Origin of the sequence: Marseilla massiliensis (assembly GCF_023336985.1) — a bacterium.
In the GTDB taxonomy this organism is placed as follows: Bacteria; Bacteroidota; Bacteroidia; order Bacteroidales; family Bacteroidaceae; genus Prevotella; species Prevotella intestinigallinarum.
In genome coordinates, this window is sequence record NZ_JAMBLP010000007.1 from 90,340 (window position 1) to 106,654 (window position 16,315).

The window sequence follows — 16,315 nt, forward strand, 5'->3', positions numbered from 1 at the left end:
GGGCCGTTTTGTTGTTCTTTATCTACCGGTTTCGGCCCGCGGCCCCGGCCCCGGCGTGCAGCAGCGGCCTTGCCCCACGGCGGTGTGGGGCGGCTTGGGGCAACCGCCACCGGGGCGTTAAGGCAGTGGTGCTGCCTTATTTCCCCTTGCGCCGGTTGGCCCGTTGCTGGCGGTACTTGGCCTTCTGGCGTGCCGACCCGCTGCCGTGGGCCCCGGTGATATACTGTTTTTTCTTGGCTTTGGTCTTTATCTTGCCGTTGTCGTTGTCTTGCCTTGGCGCTTTGCGGAACACCAGTCCTCCGCCGGCTATTATCTCGTCGATGTCCATGTTGTCGGGCTTTAATGGTTGGAATGCGGGTTGCCGCCGCCGTGGCAGTGCCCCGGCATGCAGGCCCTGTGGCCCTGCGTGGCGGCGGCAACCCGTTGTCAGTTTTGCGTCATGTGTCAATGGTGGAACAGGCGCACGCCGGTGAATGCCATTGCTATGCCGTACTTGTCGCACGTCTCGATAACATTGTCGTCGCGAACCGAGCCCCCGGCCTGCGCTATGTATTGCACACCGCTCTTGTGGGCGCGCTCAATGTTGTCGCCGAAGGGGAAGAAGGCGTCGCTGCCCAGGGCCACGCCCGTGTTGCGGGCAATCCATTCAGCCTTCTCCTCGCGGGTTAGCACCTCGGGCTTCTGCTTGAAGAAGAGCTGCCATGTGCCGTCGCGCAGCACGTCGTCGTGGTCGTCGCTGATGTAAACGTCGATGGTGTTGTCGCGGTCGGCGCGGCGTATGTTGTCGACAAACGGCAGCGCCATCACTTTAGGGTGCTGGCGCAGCCACCATATATCGGCCTTGTTGCCGGCCAGGCGGGTGCAGTGTATGCGGCTCTGCTGCCCGGCTCCGATGCCTATGGCCTGCCCGTCTTTCACGTAGCACACCGAGTTGCTCTGTGTGTACTTGAGCGTTATGAGCGATATGATGAGGTCGCGCATGGCCTCGGGCGTGAATTCCTTGTTGCGTGTGGGCACGTTCTCGAAGAGCTTCGGGTCGTCGAGCCTCACCTCGTTGCGCCCCTGCTCGAAGGTGATGCCGAACACCTGCTTGCGCTCTACGGGCGCCGGTGTGTAGTCGGGGTCAATCTTTATCACGTTGTAAGTGCCCTTGCGCTTTTCGCGCAGTATCTCGAGAGCCTCGGGGGTGTAGTCGGGTGCAATCACGCCGTCGCTCACCTCGCGCTTCAGGAGCAGGGCTGTCGCCTTGTCGCACGTGTCGCTCAGCGCCACGAAGTCGCCGTAAGAGCTCATGCGGTCGGCGCCGCGTGCCCTGGCGTAGGCGCAGGCTATGGGCGACAGCTCCTCGCCGATGTCGTCGACGAAGTATATCTTCTTGAGCGTGTCGCTAAGCGGCAGTCCCACTGCCGCGCCTGCCGGCGAGACGTGCTTGAACGATGCCGCCGAGGCCATGCCGGTGGCAGCTTTCAGCTCTTTCACCAGTTGCCAGCTGTTGAACGCATCTAAGAAGTTGATGTAGCCGGGGCGCCCGTTGAGCACCTCTATCGGAAGTTCGCCCTCTTCCATGAATATCCGCGAGGGCTTCTGATTCGGATTGCATCCGTACTTTAAGGCTAATTCTTTCATGCTTATGTCGTTATATGTTCGTTTCGCGCTGCAAATATACTACAATTATGCGAACTGTGCAACTTTATTTGCCTCTATGCCCGAAGCTGCATGTCGCGTGTCTCCGCCTGCCGCGGGGCGCCTGCTGCGGCAGTGGGCGTGGTCGCATATCTTTACACGTGCGCCGGGCCATGCGGCACGATGCCCGGCGGCCCGGCTGCAAGGGCCGTTTGGCAGTGCCGCAAGGGTCGTTTTGCATGGCCGTACGGCCCGTTTTGCACTACGGTTGCGGCCCTTTTGCAACTGCTTGCCGTTCAGTCCGTTGCGCAGCCCGGCGCCGGCCGTAGCTTATCTTTACAAGCGTGGCCATGTGTGCCTCGGGTCGTGTTGTGTCGTCAGTTTGGTGAATGTAACTAAAAATAAATGCTTTTTTGTTTTTATTTTCGTTCGTTTGCATTACCTTTGCATCGCCGGAGCCGTGCCTGCCGCGCTTGCTGCAGCCTCGGTCGTGCCGCCAGCGTGTGGGGGCGGTGGCCATGGCGCCATGGCGGCCATAGGTGCCGGTCTCGGCAGGTAGTTGTAATGTAAGTATGTTATGGAAAATTTGCAACGTGAATTGGCCAAGCTCTGCGAGGCCATAGAGAGAGAGGTAATCAAGCGCCCGATGAAGGCACTGGCCCTGAAGCGGCTGGCCGACTGCCTGCGGGGCAAGGAGAAGCCGAGCCGCGAGACGCTCGACAGGCTTTCGCTGCTGGCCGGCTTCCAAGACTGGAAGTCGTTGCGCGACGCTCTGCACGGCGACGCCGACGGTGCCACCAACTTCAAGTGAGGCCGGCCGGGGCTCTGCCACCGGCGCAACCGAACACCCGATAAACATAGGGGGGAGTTCGGGAGTACAGGAGTGCAGACAATAGTTTTTGTGTACAATGGAGTTAGATGGAGGCAGAAGGAGTTACAAGGAGTTAGAGGACAATAGCATTGCCTATCTCTTCCTTCAACACTTTCCCCATGCTCCCATGTTTCCATAACTATTGTCTGTACTCCGGGCAAAGAATTAAGTAGCTGTTCAAAATAAACCGATACAATAGACCTCGCAGGTGTCCTCTATGTCTTTGCCACCATCTTGTGTGCCCTTTCGGGCCGCATGCCAAAGTCTCATCGGCCGCGTAGCCCGCTACGCTCTCTCTTCGGACTTTGGCATGCATCCCCGAAATAGAGCACAATTTGATGGCAATTAATTTTGAACACCTACTTAAAAATTAAGAAAGGGCTGCGCGATGATAGTCTATGCTATTGTCCTCTAACTCCTTGTAACTCCTTCTGCCTCCCTATAACTCCTTCTGCCTCACCTATAACTCCTTAACTTCCTAACTCCTGAAAAGCCTCCTGGATTTATCCGATGAGCCGTGGAACGGCCGGGCCCGTCCGTCTGTAGGGCCGTAAACGCCGAGAGGCGGCTGCGGGTTGCCCCGTAGCCGCCTCTCGGCGTTGGATAGCGTTGCCGCATTAAGCGTTTGCCGTGGCAGTCCGCTTCTCCTTGATGCGGGCCTTCTTGCCAGTGAGCTTGCGCAGGTAGTAAAGCTTGGCGCGGCGCACCTTGCCTATCTTGTTTACTTCAATGCTGTCGATGTTGGGAGACTCGAGCGGGAAAATGCGCTCTACACCCACTGTACCAGACATTTTGCGAACCGTGAAGCGCTTCTTCTCGCCATGGCCGCAAATCTTGATGACTACACCACGATAGAGCTGGATACGCTCTTTCGTTCCCTCGATAATTTTGTAAGCGACAGTAATTGTGTCACCCGCCTTGAACTTCGGGTGCTGCTTGCCGGTTGCAAATGCTTCCTCAGCAACTTTAATTAAATCCATTCTTTATATAATTAAATTTGTTCTTATCGTTCCGGCGCAACATAACAGGCAACACGTTACTTCCTGACAGCGATTACGCGGGAAAGCGGGTGCAAAGTTACTACATTTTGTTGAAACGGGCAATTTTGCCGCCTCTTTTTTTGTGTGTTAGCCCGTTTTTAGCTAATTTTGTGGCAGTTATGCCCTGCGGGGCCGCCATTGCCGATGCACCGGCGCGGCATGCGGGGCGCCAATGGCTTATTATCAATGTGTTTATGGCAAAAGTTAAGACTATGATGGCTGCAGCCGCTGTTGCGGCGCTGCTTGCGGCCTGTTCAGTAAACAGCGCCGTGGTGGGCGTGGAGCGCACCAGGCTGCTTGTTGACAGCAGGTATGACGGTGCCGTCGACGCGTCGACGGCCGGGATGATGGCGCCTTACACCAGGGTGGTGGACAGCATAATGGGCCCAGTGGTGGGGCGCACCGACTCGGAACTCGCGGCATACAGGCCCGAGAGTCCGCTGTCGAACCTGCTGGCCGACATTCTGGTATGGGCCGCCGCCGACTATGGCGAGCACCCGGTGATGGGAGTGTACAACATGGGGGGCATCAGGGCGTCGCTGCCCAAGGGCGACGTGACCTACGGCGACGTGCTCGAGGTGGCGCCGTTTGAAAACAAGATATGCTTCCTTACGCTCAAGGGCAGCAGTCTGATGGAGCTGTTCGGGCAGATGGCCAAGGTGGGCGGCGAGGGCGTAAGCCACGGTGTTGAGCTGGTGATAACGCCAGGCGGACAACTCGTGAGCGCACGGCTCAACGGGCAGCCCATCGACCCGACGGCGTCATACCGCATAGCCACTATCGACTATCTGGCCGAGGGCAACGACAAGATGGAGGCGTTCAGGCAGAAAAGCGGATTCAACTCGCCGCGGGCAAAGCAGAACGACACCCGCTACATAATATCAGCCTACTTCAAGGAGAAGGCCGCCAGGGGCGAGGCCGTTGGCGCACGGGTGGAAGGAAGGATAAAGGTGGAATGAAAGGCAACAGGAAATGAAAGCAAGACTATATATAATATGTGTAGCCGTCGTGGCCTGCATGGCGGCCTGGGGGCAGCAGAAACTCGTGGTGCTGCACACCAACGACACCCACAGTACGATAATGCCGCTGAGCCGCAACCTGGGCGACACCATGCTGGCAGGGCGGGGCGGATATCTGCGGCGCATGGAGCTGTTGCGGCGCGAGCGGGCCGCCGAGCCCGGGCTGCTGCTCTTTGACAGCGGCGACTTCTCGCAGGGGTCGCCATATTACACGCTCTTCAAGGGCGATGTAGAGGTGGAGCTGATGAACCGCATGGGCTACGACGCGGCCACCATAGGCAACCATGAGTTCGACTTCGGGCTCGACAACCTGGCACGGCTGTTGCGCAAGGCCGAGTTCCCGGTGGTTTGCGCCAACTACGACTTCTCGGGCACGCCCGTGGCCGGGCTGGTGAAGCCCTACGTCATACTGCACCGCAACGGGCTCAAGATAGGGGTGTTCGGCGTGTCGCCCAGGCTTGAGGGCCTTGTGGCCGCCGACAACTACCGCGGGGTGGGGTACACCGACCCTGTCGAGGCTGCCCGCTCTACGGCAAGGTTGCTGAAGCGACAGAAGCACTGCGACGTGATAGTTTGCCTGTCGCATCTGGGATGGGCGCAGATGCCGGCCGACGTCGACGACAGTGCCATGATAGCCGGGTCTAAATACATCGACCTTGTGCTCGGGGGGCATTCGCACTCATACTTTGAAAGGCTTGAATATGTGAGCGACGCCGACGGCCGCCGCGTGCCCGTAGACCAGAACGGCAAGCACGGCGTGTTTGTAGGAAAGGTCGAGATGACTATTCGAAGTAAAAGGTAAGCACAAACATCTTTGAGCGGCCCGCGCTGACCGAGTTGGCGTAGGCCTGCATGGTGGGGTCCTGAAGGTTGCGCGCGTGGTCTTTGTCGAGCGCGTCGGTTAGGCTGTAGCAGAACTTCAGTTCGGGTATGAGCTTGAAGAAGCGCAGGTAAAGGTCGCAGCCGATGCCCACTTCGATAAACGTGTCGTATCGCTTCAGGCGCACGTAGTCCTGGTCTTCGCCTGTAAGGTTGATCATCGGGTTGATGCCTGCCATGATGTAGGGGCGGTAGTTGTTGAACCTCGGGGCGCTGAACTTCAGGTCGACGGGCAGCGATATATATGTGTTTTTCATGTCTTGCGACTCGCGGTGCGGCTGTCCGTTCTCGTCGGTCTGGCTCAGGTTGATGAAGCGCAGGTGCTTGGCGCCGAAGTGCATGGTCGGGGTGAAGCGCACCGAAAAGTGGGAGCTGAGGCGCAGGTCGGCCAGCACGCCAACGCTGAAACCGGGGTTCCATCGGTCGGCGTCGCACAATATGAGCTGCTCCTGCTGCGTGCCGTCGGCAGCGGTTACCGTCTGCGGTCCCACATTCTCAAACTCAATGTCTTGCAGGTGCATGCCTACCAGTATGCCGAAGTGCAGCGGCCGCAGGTCGATGTAGGGCTTGTTTTGGGCAATCTTCTCCTGTGCGGCAGCCCCGCAGGCCACGGCCAGCGATATAGCGAGTGTGATGATGCTTCTTATTACCATATAAAGAATAACGCGATTTTTGGCCTCTTATTATATTTTCTGTCGCCCAACATGGCTTTGCGGCTGCGGTGCATGTCGCCTGTGGGCCGGGGGCGCTGCTGTAGGGTGGCGTAGGGCGGTTTGCGGCCCCGGCCGTGCGTATGGGGCTGTGGCGTGCGGCCGCAGTCGGCTGGGGCCGTGCGGCGTTGCCGGAGCTTTATTTCGAAAAAGTATAAATAAATGAAAATAAGCCTCCAAAAGTTGGTACGTTCCAAATAAATTAGTACTTTTGCATACCAATTTTTAGGTATTAATATTTAAACGATAGAATTATGGCTTACGTAATTAGTGACGATTGTATCGCATGCGGTACATGTATCGATGAGTGCCCCGCAGGAGCTATCTCCGAGGGCGAGAAGTATTCAATCAATCCTGACGCCTGCACAGAGTGTGGCACTTGCGCTGACGTTTGTCCGTCAGAGGCAATACACCTCGGCTAATCGGATAGGCTTTGAATCAAGATAGTGAGGATTCCCCGCGGGGAATCCTTTTTTGTTTGTTGCCACCGGCCCATGGGGCAGGGCGGGGCCGCTGGCCCGATGCGGCGCTCCCGCCCGAGCCTCGCTTTGAGGTGCAGGCGGAAGGTGCATCGTTGCCACGGCGGCAAACGCCATTTTGCGCCGAAGCTCGGTGCCTACTTGTTGAGGTGTTTCTTTCCGCCGACGATAACCATGCCCTTGGCGTTGGGCTTCGTTAGCCTGCCATGAAGGTCGTAGGCAACCCCTGCGGCTGCTGCCTTGGTTTCAGAGCCTGCGTCGTGAATGGCCGAAGTGCCCATGGCGATGTGCATCTCGCTCGGCTTGAGCGTCACCGAACCGGCTCCGTTGCTGCCACCAAAGCAGATGGAGGTGACCTTGGCGAGGTCGACGCCGCTTTCTTTGGCGAAGGCTTCGAGGTCGATGGTCTTCGTTCCGTTGGCATAGAAACTGTAGCCCATCTGCTTCCACGTGCTGCCGCCGCCATCGGTAGTATGGTATACCCCTATGCGCACGCCACCGCTCCCGCTCTCGACCTTATAGTCGGAGAAGGTGAATGACAGCGTCTTGTAGTTGGCCAGCTCGCCGTTGGCAAAGGTGAACACGGGCATCAGGTTGCTGTAGCCCAGAGTCCATGAGTAGGTCTCGGTGGCGTCGTCGTACGACGCATTGTTTGCCGGCGTGCCGAAGGTGGCGTAGAGCAGAGGGTCGAAGTCGCCGTTCTCAAGGTATACCTGCCTTGCCACAATGTCTACAGAGGCAGGCTGGCTGTCTGTGGCCCCGCCGTTGCCCCCGAAGCAGATGCCGGTTGCCTTTGCGAGGTCTATGTTGCTCTCGCTTGCGAAGGCCGCCAGGTTTACGGTCTTGGTGCCCGGCGAATAGTAAGCGCCGCCCATCTGCCTCCATGTGCTCGCTCCGTTGTCGTCTGTGTAGTACACGCCAACGCGCACGCTGGCTTCGCTGCTGATGTTGGCGAAGGTGAAGCAGAGCGTCTCGTAGTCGGCCAGTTCTCCGTTGGCAAAGGTGAACATTGGCATCAGGTTGTTTGTGTTGGCCGCCCATGTGTAGGTCGGCGACTTGTAGATGGCACTGCTTGCCGGCATGCCGAAGGTGGCGTAAAGTTTCCTGGCGTAGGCCGTTGCCGCGCCAATGGTCAGCAGGAAAGCTGCCAGGGCAATGGTAAATCTTGTTTTCATAAGCTTTGTTGTTTAGTTAAACATGTTTTTTCCGATGTTTGGGCGCGTTGCCGACTTTTGCGCTGCCACACCCGTAGCAACGGCTTTCGTGCGCCCCGGCTTGTTTGTTCATCGTTTCCGGGGTGTTGCCCTTGTTGTCTTGGTGTCAAGGCGTTCATGCCCGGCCATTGCGGGGCCCGGCATGTCTTGTTGCCTGCAATTCTGTTTCACGTCATAGGCTCGATGTTTTTGTTACTCGCCGCAAAGATAGCAAAATGTCGGGCAAGGGCGTTTGCTTGCCGTTCCACAGGCTTTTGTTTCTGTTTCATCATGATAAGTGCGTGGGCGCCCGGCGTTTGCGTCATTGCATTCAGCCCGCGTCGTAGTTCCGCTCCTGGCCTCCCCGCTGTCAGCTTCGTGCTTTTTCAGCAATCAGAGGGAACAGCCGATAAACATAGGGGGGCTTTTCAGGAGTTAAGGAGTTAAGGAGTAAAGGAGTTAAGACAATAGTATTTTGGTTTATTTTGGAGGCGGGAGGCAGGAGACAGGAGTACAGACAATAGTTTTGGAAACATGGAATCTCTGGGAGCATTGGTAAAGTGTTGCAGGAAGACAGTCAAATACTATTGTCTTAACTACTTTACTCCTTAACTGCTTAACTCCTAATAAGCCTCCTGGATTTATCTGGTGAGCCAATCGGTGTGTGCGCCATTCGGCAGCCATGCAGCCGACAGCCCGGTCTGCCACGGTGCGTTGCGGCTTGCTATGCATGAGGGGTGGTGACTGTCTGGCAGGCAGTTTTGTTGCATTAGGCATGCCGTTGGGTTTCTATGGCCTAAGGTTTCGTAGCGTTGCCCGGCATTATTGTGTGTTTCATAAACGTGGTGTCGGTAAATGGAGGGAGCCTCCGGGGCGTTGCGCTTCGCCGGGCTGCGGCATGAATGGCTGTTCAAGGGCTGTGCCGTTTGCTGTGTCATAAACAGAAAAAGGACTTGCAAGAAATTGCAAGTCCTTTGCCTTTGATGTAGCGGGGGTGGGACCCGAACCCACGACCTCCGGATTATGAATCCGACGCTCTAACCAGCTGAGCTATCCCGCCATCGTTTGTTTGCGGGTGCAAAGGTAATGCAAATTTTTTAATTCACAAAATTTTATCACGGTTTTATTAAGTCTTTAATCGAAAAAAGATACTTTTGCATCGGTCTGTGAGGCCATACATTATATTATATATAAGTGGTATTGATATATGGAACGCAAGAAAGTGACCATCGAGTATCCGCTGGCGGCCAAGTCGCCGGCCATAGTTTGGCGACTGATAAGCAGCGCGGCAGGGCTGCAGAAGTGGATGGCAGACAGGGTGAGCGACGACGGCGCAACGATGACATTCACCTGGGGCGAGCTCTGGACGGGCCAAGACGTGAGGGTGTCGCACGTGATCGACCGCCGCAAGTTCAGCCACATAAGGCTCAAGTGGGATGCCGACCACGGCGAAGGCGAGTATTGGGAGATGAGGCTCGAGGAGAGTGAGCTCACCGGCAACCTGGCCCTGCTCATCACCGACTTTGCCGATGCCGACGAGGAAGACAGCCTGCGGGGCTTGTGGAGCGGAAGCCTGAACAGGCTGCACAGGGTGAGCGGACTGTAAAAAACTGAAAAAAACGGCAAAAGCATTCCCACTCTGACTTTTTTATGCTAACTTTGCAAGTCGGTATAACTATCCCCATAGTCGTCAGACAAACAATGCTCCGCATAAAGAAGTTAGACATATTCATAGCCAAGCAGTTCGGCCTGCTGTTCCTCGGAACGTTCTTCATCTGCCAGTTTGTGCTGATGATGCAGTTCCTGTGGCGCTATGTCGACGAGCTGATTGGCAAGGGGCTTTCGCTCGAAGTGCTGGCGCAGTTCTTCTGGTACATGGGGCTCATGCTCATGCCGCAGGCATTCCCGCTGGCCATACTGCTCTCGTCGCTGATCACCTTCGGCAATCTCGGTGAGAGCTCGGAGCTCACGGCCATCAAGGCTGCGGGCATATCGCTCATGCAAGCCATGCGCTCATTGATCGTGATAGTGTGCATGATAGCCTGCTGCTCGTTTTACTTCCAGAACGTGATAGGCCCCGATGCCAACAAGTCGTTCAGCCAGCTGCTTCTCTCTATGAAGCAAAAAAGCCCCGAACTCGAGATACCCGAAGGCATATTCTACGACGGAATACCGGGATGCAACCTTTATGTGCAGAAGAAAGAGGTGGGCACGGGCATGCTCTACGGGGTGATGATATACCGCATGAACGGCAGTTATGAGGATGCGGCCATAATACTTGCCGACTCGGGCAAGCTGCAGTCGACGGCCGAGAAGAAGCACCTGCTGCTCACGCTATACAGCGGCGAGTGGTTTGAAAACATGCAGTCGCAAGACATCGCCGGTAGCGCCAGCGTGCCTTACAGGCGCGAGACCTTTGGCACAAAGCAGATTGTGCTCGACTTCGACGGAGGCTTCAACATGGCAGACGTGGCCGGAATATCGGCCGACGCCCGCTCGAAGAGCATCGGCAAGATAATGCACGACCTCGACTCCATACGCCATTTCAACGACAGTGTGGGCCATTCGTTCTACAACGACGCCAAACGCACCGCATTCAGCATGCCGGCGGTGGGGCGTGCAGACTCGTTGCGGGCCGTTGCCGAGGCCAGGTCGGACACTATGAACATAGATTCGGTGTATCTCAGGCTGAGCCCCGAGGACAGGCAACGGGCCGTAAAGGCTGCCCTCAACAGCGTGCAGATGTATGCCTCGGAGCTTGACATGAAGGGCGACTACATGAAAGGGCTCAACCGCAACGTGCGCACTCACCAGATTGAGGCCATCGGCAAGGTGACGCTCGCCCTGTCTTGCGTGATATTCTTTTTCATAGGGGCACCGCTCGGGGCTATCATACGCAAGGGCGGGCTCGGAGTGCCGGTGATAATATCGGTGCTCGTGTTCATCGTCTACTTCATTTTTGAAAACTCGGGGATGAAGATGGCGCGCGACGGGGTGTGGACAGTGTGGTTCGGCAAGCTGATTTCCACTGCCGTGCTCACGCCGCTGGCCGTGTTCTTCACATACAAGGCCAACAACGACTCAGTGGTGTTCAACTTCGACATCTACCGCTCCATATTCTGCTCGCTGCTCGGCATCAGGCAGAAACGCCACGTTTACCGCAAGGAGGTGATAATCAACGACCCCGATTACGCCGCCGACGCCGCAATGCTCGAAAAGATAACGCTCGACATCACGGAGTATTCGAGATGCCACAACTTGCTGCATGCGCCCAACCCGATTAGCGTGTTCTTCCGCGAAGGCGACGACAGGCGCATACGGGAAATAAGCGTCGAGCTGGAGGCGGTGATAGAAGACCTGTCGAACACCAGGGACAAGGTGATACTGACCGAGCTCAACCGATATCCCATAATGGCCACCCATGCCCACACAAGGCCATTCCGCAACAAATGGCTCAACGCCACCGTGGGCATACTGCTGCCTCTGGGCGTGTTCTTCTACCTGCGCATGCTGCGCTTCAGGTTGCGGTTGCTGCGCGACCTGAGGGTGGTGAGGGCTGCCAACGACGCCCTCGTGGCACGTATAGCGGAAATGGGCAACGGCAACGCGGGCCGTCACTGACTTGTATATAACCATAAAATTGTAATGATATGACAGACACCAGACTGGACACAATAGAATCGGCTCTCGATGATTTCCGCGAGGGCAAGTTCGTGATTGTGGTCGACGATGAAGACCGCGAGAACGAAGGCGACTTGATAATTGCCGCCGAGAAGATTACGCCTGAAGCCGTCAACTTCATGCTGAAGCATGCAAGGGGGGTGCTGTGCGCGCCTATAACCATGAGCCGGTGCGAGGAACTTGACCTGCCGAGGCAGGTGGAAGACAACACATCGGTGCTGGGAACGCCATTTACCGTGACCATCGACAAGCTCGATGGGTGCACGACGGGTGTCTCGGCCCACGACCGCGCGGCCACGATAAGGGCTCTGGCCGACCCTGAGTCGACGCCGCAGACATTCGGGCGGCCGGGGCACATCAACCCGCTATACGCACAAGACCATGGCGTGCTGAGGCGTTCGGGCCACACAGAGGCCACCATCGACCTGTGCAAACTGTCGGGGCTGTATCCGGCTGGGGCGCTCATGGAGATAATGAACGACGACGGTACTATGGCACGGCTGCCCGAATTGAGGCAGTTTGCCAGCCAGTACGGGCTGAAGATAATCGCCATCAAAGACCTCATTGCCTACAGGCTCAGGACGGAGTCGCTGATAGAGGTGGGCACCGAGGTTGACATGCCAACGGCATACGGGCATTTCAGGCTGATACCTTTCAGGCAGAAGAGCAGCGGACTGGAGCACATCGCGCTCATAAAGGGCAGTTGGGCCGCCGACGAACCTGTGTTGGTAAGGGTTCACTCTTCGTGCGCCACAGGAGACATACTGGGGAGCAAGCGATGCGATTGCGGAGAACAGCTGCACCGTTCGATGGAGATGATTGAGAAAGAAGGCAAGGGCGTGGTGATATACATGCAGCAGGAAGGCCGGGGCATCGGCCTGATGAACAAGATCAAGGCATATAAGCTGCAAGAGGAAGGCTACGACACCGTCGATGCCAACGTGCACCTGGGGTTCAAGCCCGACGAGCGCGACTACGGATGCGGCGCGCAGATGCTGAGGCATCTCGGGGTGCACAAGATGAGGCTGCTCACAAACAACCCGACAAAGAGGGTGGGGCTCGAGGCGTATGGGCTGGAGATAGTGGAGAATGTGCCCATCGAGGTGGCCCCAAATGAATATGACTACAACTACCTGAAGACAAAAAAAGACAGAATGGGGCATACTCTGCACCTCTGAGGCCCCCGTTTTGTTACATTTCATTGACGAAACATTAAAAAACAATATATTTTTTTTCGCGTGAAGAATAAAATAACTAATTTTGCAGTTAAATAAATAGCAACAGTAATTCGTATGGCACAATTATCCGATCGTTTGCAAAGGCTTGCGCCGTCAGCCACGCTGGCGATGTCGCAGAAAAGCTCAGAGATGAAAGCTCAGGGCATCGATGTAATCAACTTGAGCGTAGGTGAGCCCGACTTCAACACTCCTGACCACATCAAGACCGCAGCCAAGAAAGCCATTGATGACAACTATTCGAGGTATTCGCCAGTGCCTGGGTACCCCGACTTGCGCAAGGCTATTGTCGACAAGTTGAAAAACGAGAACGGCCTGGAGTACGGAATGAACGAGATTCTCGTGTCAAACGGAGCTAAGCAGAGCGTATGCAACACGGTGATGGCCTTGGTCAACGACGGTGACGAGGTCATAATACCCGCCCCCTACTGGGTTTCTTATCCCCAGATGGTGAAGCTTGCCGGTGGCGTGCCTGTGATTGTTAACGCCGGCTTCGAGCAGAATTTCAAGATGACACCGGAGCAGTTGGAGGCTGCCATAACGCCGAAGACTCGCCTGCTCATACTGTGCTCTCCGAGCAACCCTACCGGAAGCGTTTATTCCAAGGCTGAGCTTGAGGGGCTGGCAGAGGTCATCAAGAAGCATGAAGACATGTTTGTGCTTGCCGACGAGATTTATGAGCACATTATATATACAGGCCGTCACGAGAGCATTGCGCAGTTTGACGGAATGAAAGAGCGCACCATCGTTGTCAACGGCGTGTCAAAGGCTTACGCCATGACGGGCTGGCGCATTGGTTTCATTGCCGCCCCGGAGTGGATAGTGAAGGGGTGCAACAAGCTGCAAGGCCAGTATACAAGCGGCCCGTGCTCCGTAAGCCAGAAGGCTGCAGAAGCTGCCTATACGTCGAGCCAGGCTTGTGTGGAGGAAATGAGGCAGGCTTTCCATCGCCGTCGTGACCTCATTGTCAAGCTTACAAGCGAAATACCGGGGCTGGAGGTGAATGTGCCGGAAGGCGCCTTCTATGTGTTCCCCAAGTGCAGCAGCTTCTTCGGCAAGTCAGACGGCGAGACAACGATATCAAGCTCCACCGACTTTGCTCTTTACCTGTTGGAGAAAGGACATGTGGCAACTGTCGGCGGCGATGCTTTCGGCGACCCGGACTGCTTCCGCATGAGTTACGCAACCAGCGAGGACAACATCGTTGAAGCTATGAAGCGTATTAAAGAGGCCTTGGCAAAGCTGAAATAAACTGCGTAAACTGATAAATGCGGCCTATTTTTGCGACAAGCTGATTAAAAGATGTTAAGCGTCGAACGCAGTATCTGTAATATTTATTATCTTTGCTGCACTGAAACGAAAACCACTTTCTAACCATCAGTAAGGCGCAAGCTCAGAAAACAACTAAAAAACAAAATTCATATTATTAATAAACAAAAACATCAATCAATTATGGCAACATCAACAAAAGCTGTAGCCCCGGCTAAAAACAAGAAACAGGGGTTTGGAGGTATCAAGAACGCTATCTGGATTATGGTGATATGCTGCATTGTAGCGTATGCTTTCTACTTCCTCGTTCTCGGTGATGCAAGCAACTTCGTCGGAGGAGACAAGTCTGCTCACCCTGCTAACCTTGCAGGTACTGTGTATAAAGGAGGTCCTGTTGTAGGTCTTATCTTCACATTGTTCCTCACTGTGGTTTGCCTCGGCGTTGAGCGCTATTTCGCCCTCAAGTCTGCATTCGGTACGATGAACCTCTCTAAGTTCACTGTTCAGGTTAAGGAGCTCATCAAGGCCGGCAAGTTCACCGAGGCTCAGGCACTGTGCGACAAGATGCGCGGTTCTGTAGCTAACGTTGTTTCTGCTTCTATCAACGCTTACAAGGATGTTGAGAGCAACAACACAATGAAGAAGGCCCAGAAGATTTCAAAGATACAGCAGGCCCACGAGGAGGCTACTCAGCTTGAGATGCCTACACTGCAGATGAACCTGCCTATCGTTGCAACAATCGTTACCCTCGGTACTCTTACCGCTCTGTTCGGTACTGTGTTGGGTATGATCCGTTCGTTCCAGGCTCTGTCAAGCGGTGGTGGCGCTGACTCTATGGCTCTGTCTGCCGGTATTTCTGAGGCCCTTGTGAACACGGCTTCTGGTATCGCAACATCTTGGGTGGCTGTGGTTGTTTATAACTTCTACACAAACAAGATTGACAAGCTTACATATGCACTCGACGAGGTTGGTTATACAATAGCTGCAACATACGACGTTAACCACACCGACGAGATTTAATTGTTTTACCTTTTAAATTCAAACTAATGGGTAAAATAAAGATACAGAAAAAAGACATCTGGATAGACATGACGCCTATGTCTGACGTGATGACGCTGCTTCTGTGCTTCTTTATGTTGACATCAACATTCTTGCAGCCGGAGCCTATACAGGTCAACACGCCAAGCTCGGTGTCTGAGGTCAAAGTGCCTGAGAACGATGTCTTGAATATCTTGGTCGGAAACGACGGAAAGATATTCATAGGCACCGAGAACAAGAACAACATGAACGCCATGCTGCAAACCATTGCAGACAAGTTCGGGTTGTCGTTCAACAGCGCCCAACTCAAGAACTTCAGCCAGGAGTCGATGGTTGGCGCCCCTATCAGCGCTTTGGGAGATTACCTCAGTCTTGAAAAAGAACAGATGGCTGAAGCTATCAAGACGCTCGGCATACCCACCGACAGCATTGACGGTGGCATGAGCGAGTTCCAGGAGTGGGTCAAGGCTGCGCGTGAAGCCAACCCGGACATGACGATAGCCATCAAGTGTGATGCAAAGACACCATACAAGGTTGTGAAGACCATGATGTCTGAGCTTCAGGACATGAACGAGAACCGTTACAGACTTATCACAAATCTTAAACAAGGGGAGGAATAATCCATGGCAAAGAAAAAAGAAAGCAAGCAGAAGAAAATGAACACCCGCGTGGACTTCACGCCGATGGTGGACATGATGATGCTTCTTATCACCTTCTTCATGCTTTGTACGACCCTTAGCAAGCCTTCGGCAATGCAGCTTACCATGCCGTCGAACGACCAGAAGCTGACTGACGAGGAAAAGTCTGTAACGAAAGCTTCTCATACCATCACCATATATCTTGGTTCTAATGACAAGATATATTATGTTGCCGGCATCCCGCAGTACGACAATCCGGAATGCGTGAAAGAGACCACATGGGGCAAGGACGGAATCCGTAGCGTGCTCATCAAGCACACAACCGAGGAAGGCATCAACCCCGTGGCCCGCATCATGAAAGCGAAGCAGGATCTTGACGCCCGCAAGACCGCCCCTGGGTCGACAATGACTGAGGAGCAGTACAACAAGGAGCTTGATGAACTGCGCAAAGGTAATATCAACGGTGAGAAGATACCTACTCTTACCATTATTATAAAGCCTTTGGATACTGCCAGCTATAATAATATGGTTGAGGCTCTTGACGAGATGCAGATATGCAGCATTGGTAAGTACGTCATTGACAAGATAACTCCTGATGACGAGAAGCTTCTCTCTCTGAAAGGAATCAAGTAATCGAATC

16 protein-coding genes and 1 tRNA gene are annotated in these 16,315 nt (G+C 54.9%); 11 read left to right on the forward strand and 6 right to left on the reverse strand.

The genetic code is table 11. From position 1 onward, the window contains the following. Positions 1-136: 136 nt before the first annotated feature. Both M3089_RS07260 and M3089_RS07265 read right to left on the reverse strand, forming a co-directional pair. Positions 137-328, reverse strand: coding sequence for a hypothetical protein (locus M3089_RS07260; protein ID WP_205110874.1), 192 nt, complete (start codon positions 326-328; stop codon positions 137-139). Positions 329-444: 116 nt separating this feature from the next. Next, on the reverse strand, positions 445-1,626 hold the full coding sequence (locus tag M3089_RS07265; RefSeq protein WP_249082961.1) for a phosphoribosylaminoimidazolecarboxamide formyltransferase: 1,182 nt from the start codon (positions 1,624-1,626) through the stop codon (positions 445-447). Positions 1,627-2,200: 574 nt separating this feature from the next. Between M3089_RS07265 and M3089_RS07270 the strand changes: the two genes are divergently transcribed. Next, the gene (locus M3089_RS07270; RefSeq protein ID WP_205110870.1) at positions 2,201-2,434 is read left to right on the forward strand and encodes a hypothetical protein; all 234 of its coding nucleotides are present in this window, start codon (positions 2,201-2,203) and stop codon (positions 2,432-2,434) included. A 677-nt stretch (positions 2,435-3,111) separates the two neighbouring features. On the opposite strand, the gene rplS is transcribed toward M3089_RS07270, so the two are convergent. After that, positions 3,112-3,474 (reverse strand): 50S ribosomal protein L19, encoded by a 363-nt coding sequence (gene rplS, locus M3089_RS07275; RefSeq protein ID WP_205110869.1) that lies wholly within the window; start codon positions 3,472-3,474, stop codon positions 3,112-3,114. A gap of 254 nt (positions 3,475-3,728) precedes the next feature. Between rplS and M3089_RS07280 the strand changes: the two genes are divergently transcribed. Both M3089_RS07280 and M3089_RS07285 read left to right on the forward strand, forming a co-directional pair. After that, positions 3,729-4,493, forward strand: coding sequence for a 5'-nucleotidase C-terminal domain-containing protein (locus M3089_RS07280; RefSeq protein WP_249082962.1), 765 nt, complete (start codon positions 3,729-3,731; stop codon positions 4,491-4,493). 13 nt (positions 4,494-4,506) lie between these two features. After that, positions 4,507-5,355 carry a bifunctional metallophosphatase/5'-nucleotidase gene (locus M3089_RS07285; protein ID WP_205110865.1) on the forward strand — a complete coding sequence of 283 codons (849 nt, stop codon included), beginning with the start codon at positions 4,507-4,509 and terminating at the stop codon, positions 5,353-5,355. On the opposite strand, the gene porT is transcribed toward M3089_RS07285, so the two are convergent. Beyond that, positions 5,336-6,085 carry a type IX secretion/gliding motility protein PorT/SprT gene (gene porT, locus M3089_RS07290; protein ID WP_249082964.1) on the reverse strand — a complete coding sequence of 250 codons (750 nt, stop codon included), beginning with the start codon at positions 6,083-6,085 and terminating at the stop codon, positions 5,336-5,338. The genes M3089_RS07285 and porT overlap by 20 nt on opposite strands. 311 nt (positions 6,086-6,396) lie before the next feature. On the opposite strand from porT, the gene M3089_RS07295 reads away from it, so the two are divergent. Further along, positions 6,397-6,564, forward strand: a complete 168-nt coding sequence (locus tag M3089_RS07295) for a 4Fe-4S binding protein (protein ID WP_205110862.1) — start codon at positions 6,397-6,399, stop codon at positions 6,562-6,564. 194 nt (positions 6,565-6,758) lie between these two features. On the opposite strand, the gene M3089_RS07300 is transcribed toward M3089_RS07295, so the two are convergent. Both M3089_RS07300 and M3089_RS07305 read right to left on the reverse strand, forming a co-directional pair. After that, positions 6,759-7,796 carry a hypothetical protein gene (locus M3089_RS07300; protein ID WP_249082966.1) on the reverse strand — a complete coding sequence of 346 codons (1,038 nt, stop codon included), beginning with the start codon at positions 7,794-7,796 and terminating at the stop codon, positions 6,759-6,761. A gap of 1,004 nt (positions 7,797-8,800) precedes the next feature. Continuing rightward, positions 8,801-8,874 (reverse strand) — tRNA-Met (locus tag M3089_RS07305). Between the two features lie 147 nt (positions 8,875-9,021). Here M3089_RS07305 and M3089_RS07310 point away from each other — a divergent pair. The 7 genes from M3089_RS07310 (at position 9,022) to M3089_RS07340 (ending at position 16,308) form a co-directional block, all read left to right on the forward strand. Then, complete coding sequence (locus M3089_RS07310; protein ID WP_205110858.1) at positions 9,022-9,420, forward strand: START-like domain-containing protein; 399 nt, start codon at positions 9,022-9,024, stop codon at positions 9,418-9,420. Between the two features lie 95 nt (positions 9,421-9,515). Continuing rightward, positions 9,516-11,435 (forward strand): LptF/LptG family permease, encoded by a 1,920-nt coding sequence (locus tag M3089_RS07315; RefSeq protein ID WP_249082970.1) that lies wholly within the window; start codon positions 9,516-9,518, stop codon positions 11,433-11,435. 29 nt (positions 11,436-11,464) lie between these two features. Then, a complete protein-coding gene (locus M3089_RS07320) occupies positions 11,465-12,673 on the forward strand; it encodes a bifunctional 3,4-dihydroxy-2-butanone-4-phosphate synthase/GTP cyclohydrolase II (RefSeq protein ID WP_249082972.1) in 1,209 nt (402 codons plus the stop codon). Between the two features lie 114 nt (positions 12,674-12,787). Then, a complete protein-coding gene (locus tag M3089_RS07325) occupies positions 12,788-13,981 on the forward strand; it encodes a pyridoxal phosphate-dependent aminotransferase (protein WP_249082974.1) in 1,194 nt (397 codons plus the stop codon). 201 nt (positions 13,982-14,182) lie between these two features. Continuing rightward, positions 14,183-15,019 carry a MotA/TolQ/ExbB proton channel family protein gene (locus tag M3089_RS07330; RefSeq protein ID WP_249082975.1) on the forward strand — a complete coding sequence of 279 codons (837 nt, stop codon included), beginning with the start codon at positions 14,183-14,185 and terminating at the stop codon, positions 15,017-15,019. 26 nt (positions 15,020-15,045) lie between these two features. Beyond that, on the forward strand, positions 15,046-15,657 hold the full coding sequence (locus M3089_RS07335) for an ExbD/TolR family protein (protein WP_205110851.1): 612 nt from the start codon (positions 15,046-15,048) through the stop codon (positions 15,655-15,657). Positions 15,658-15,660: 3 nt separating this feature from the next. Then, positions 15,661-16,308, forward strand: coding sequence for an ExbD/TolR family protein (locus M3089_RS07340; RefSeq protein ID WP_205110850.1), 648 nt, complete (start codon positions 15,661-15,663; stop codon positions 16,306-16,308). The last annotated feature ends 7 nt before the right edge of the window (positions 16,309-16,315 follow it).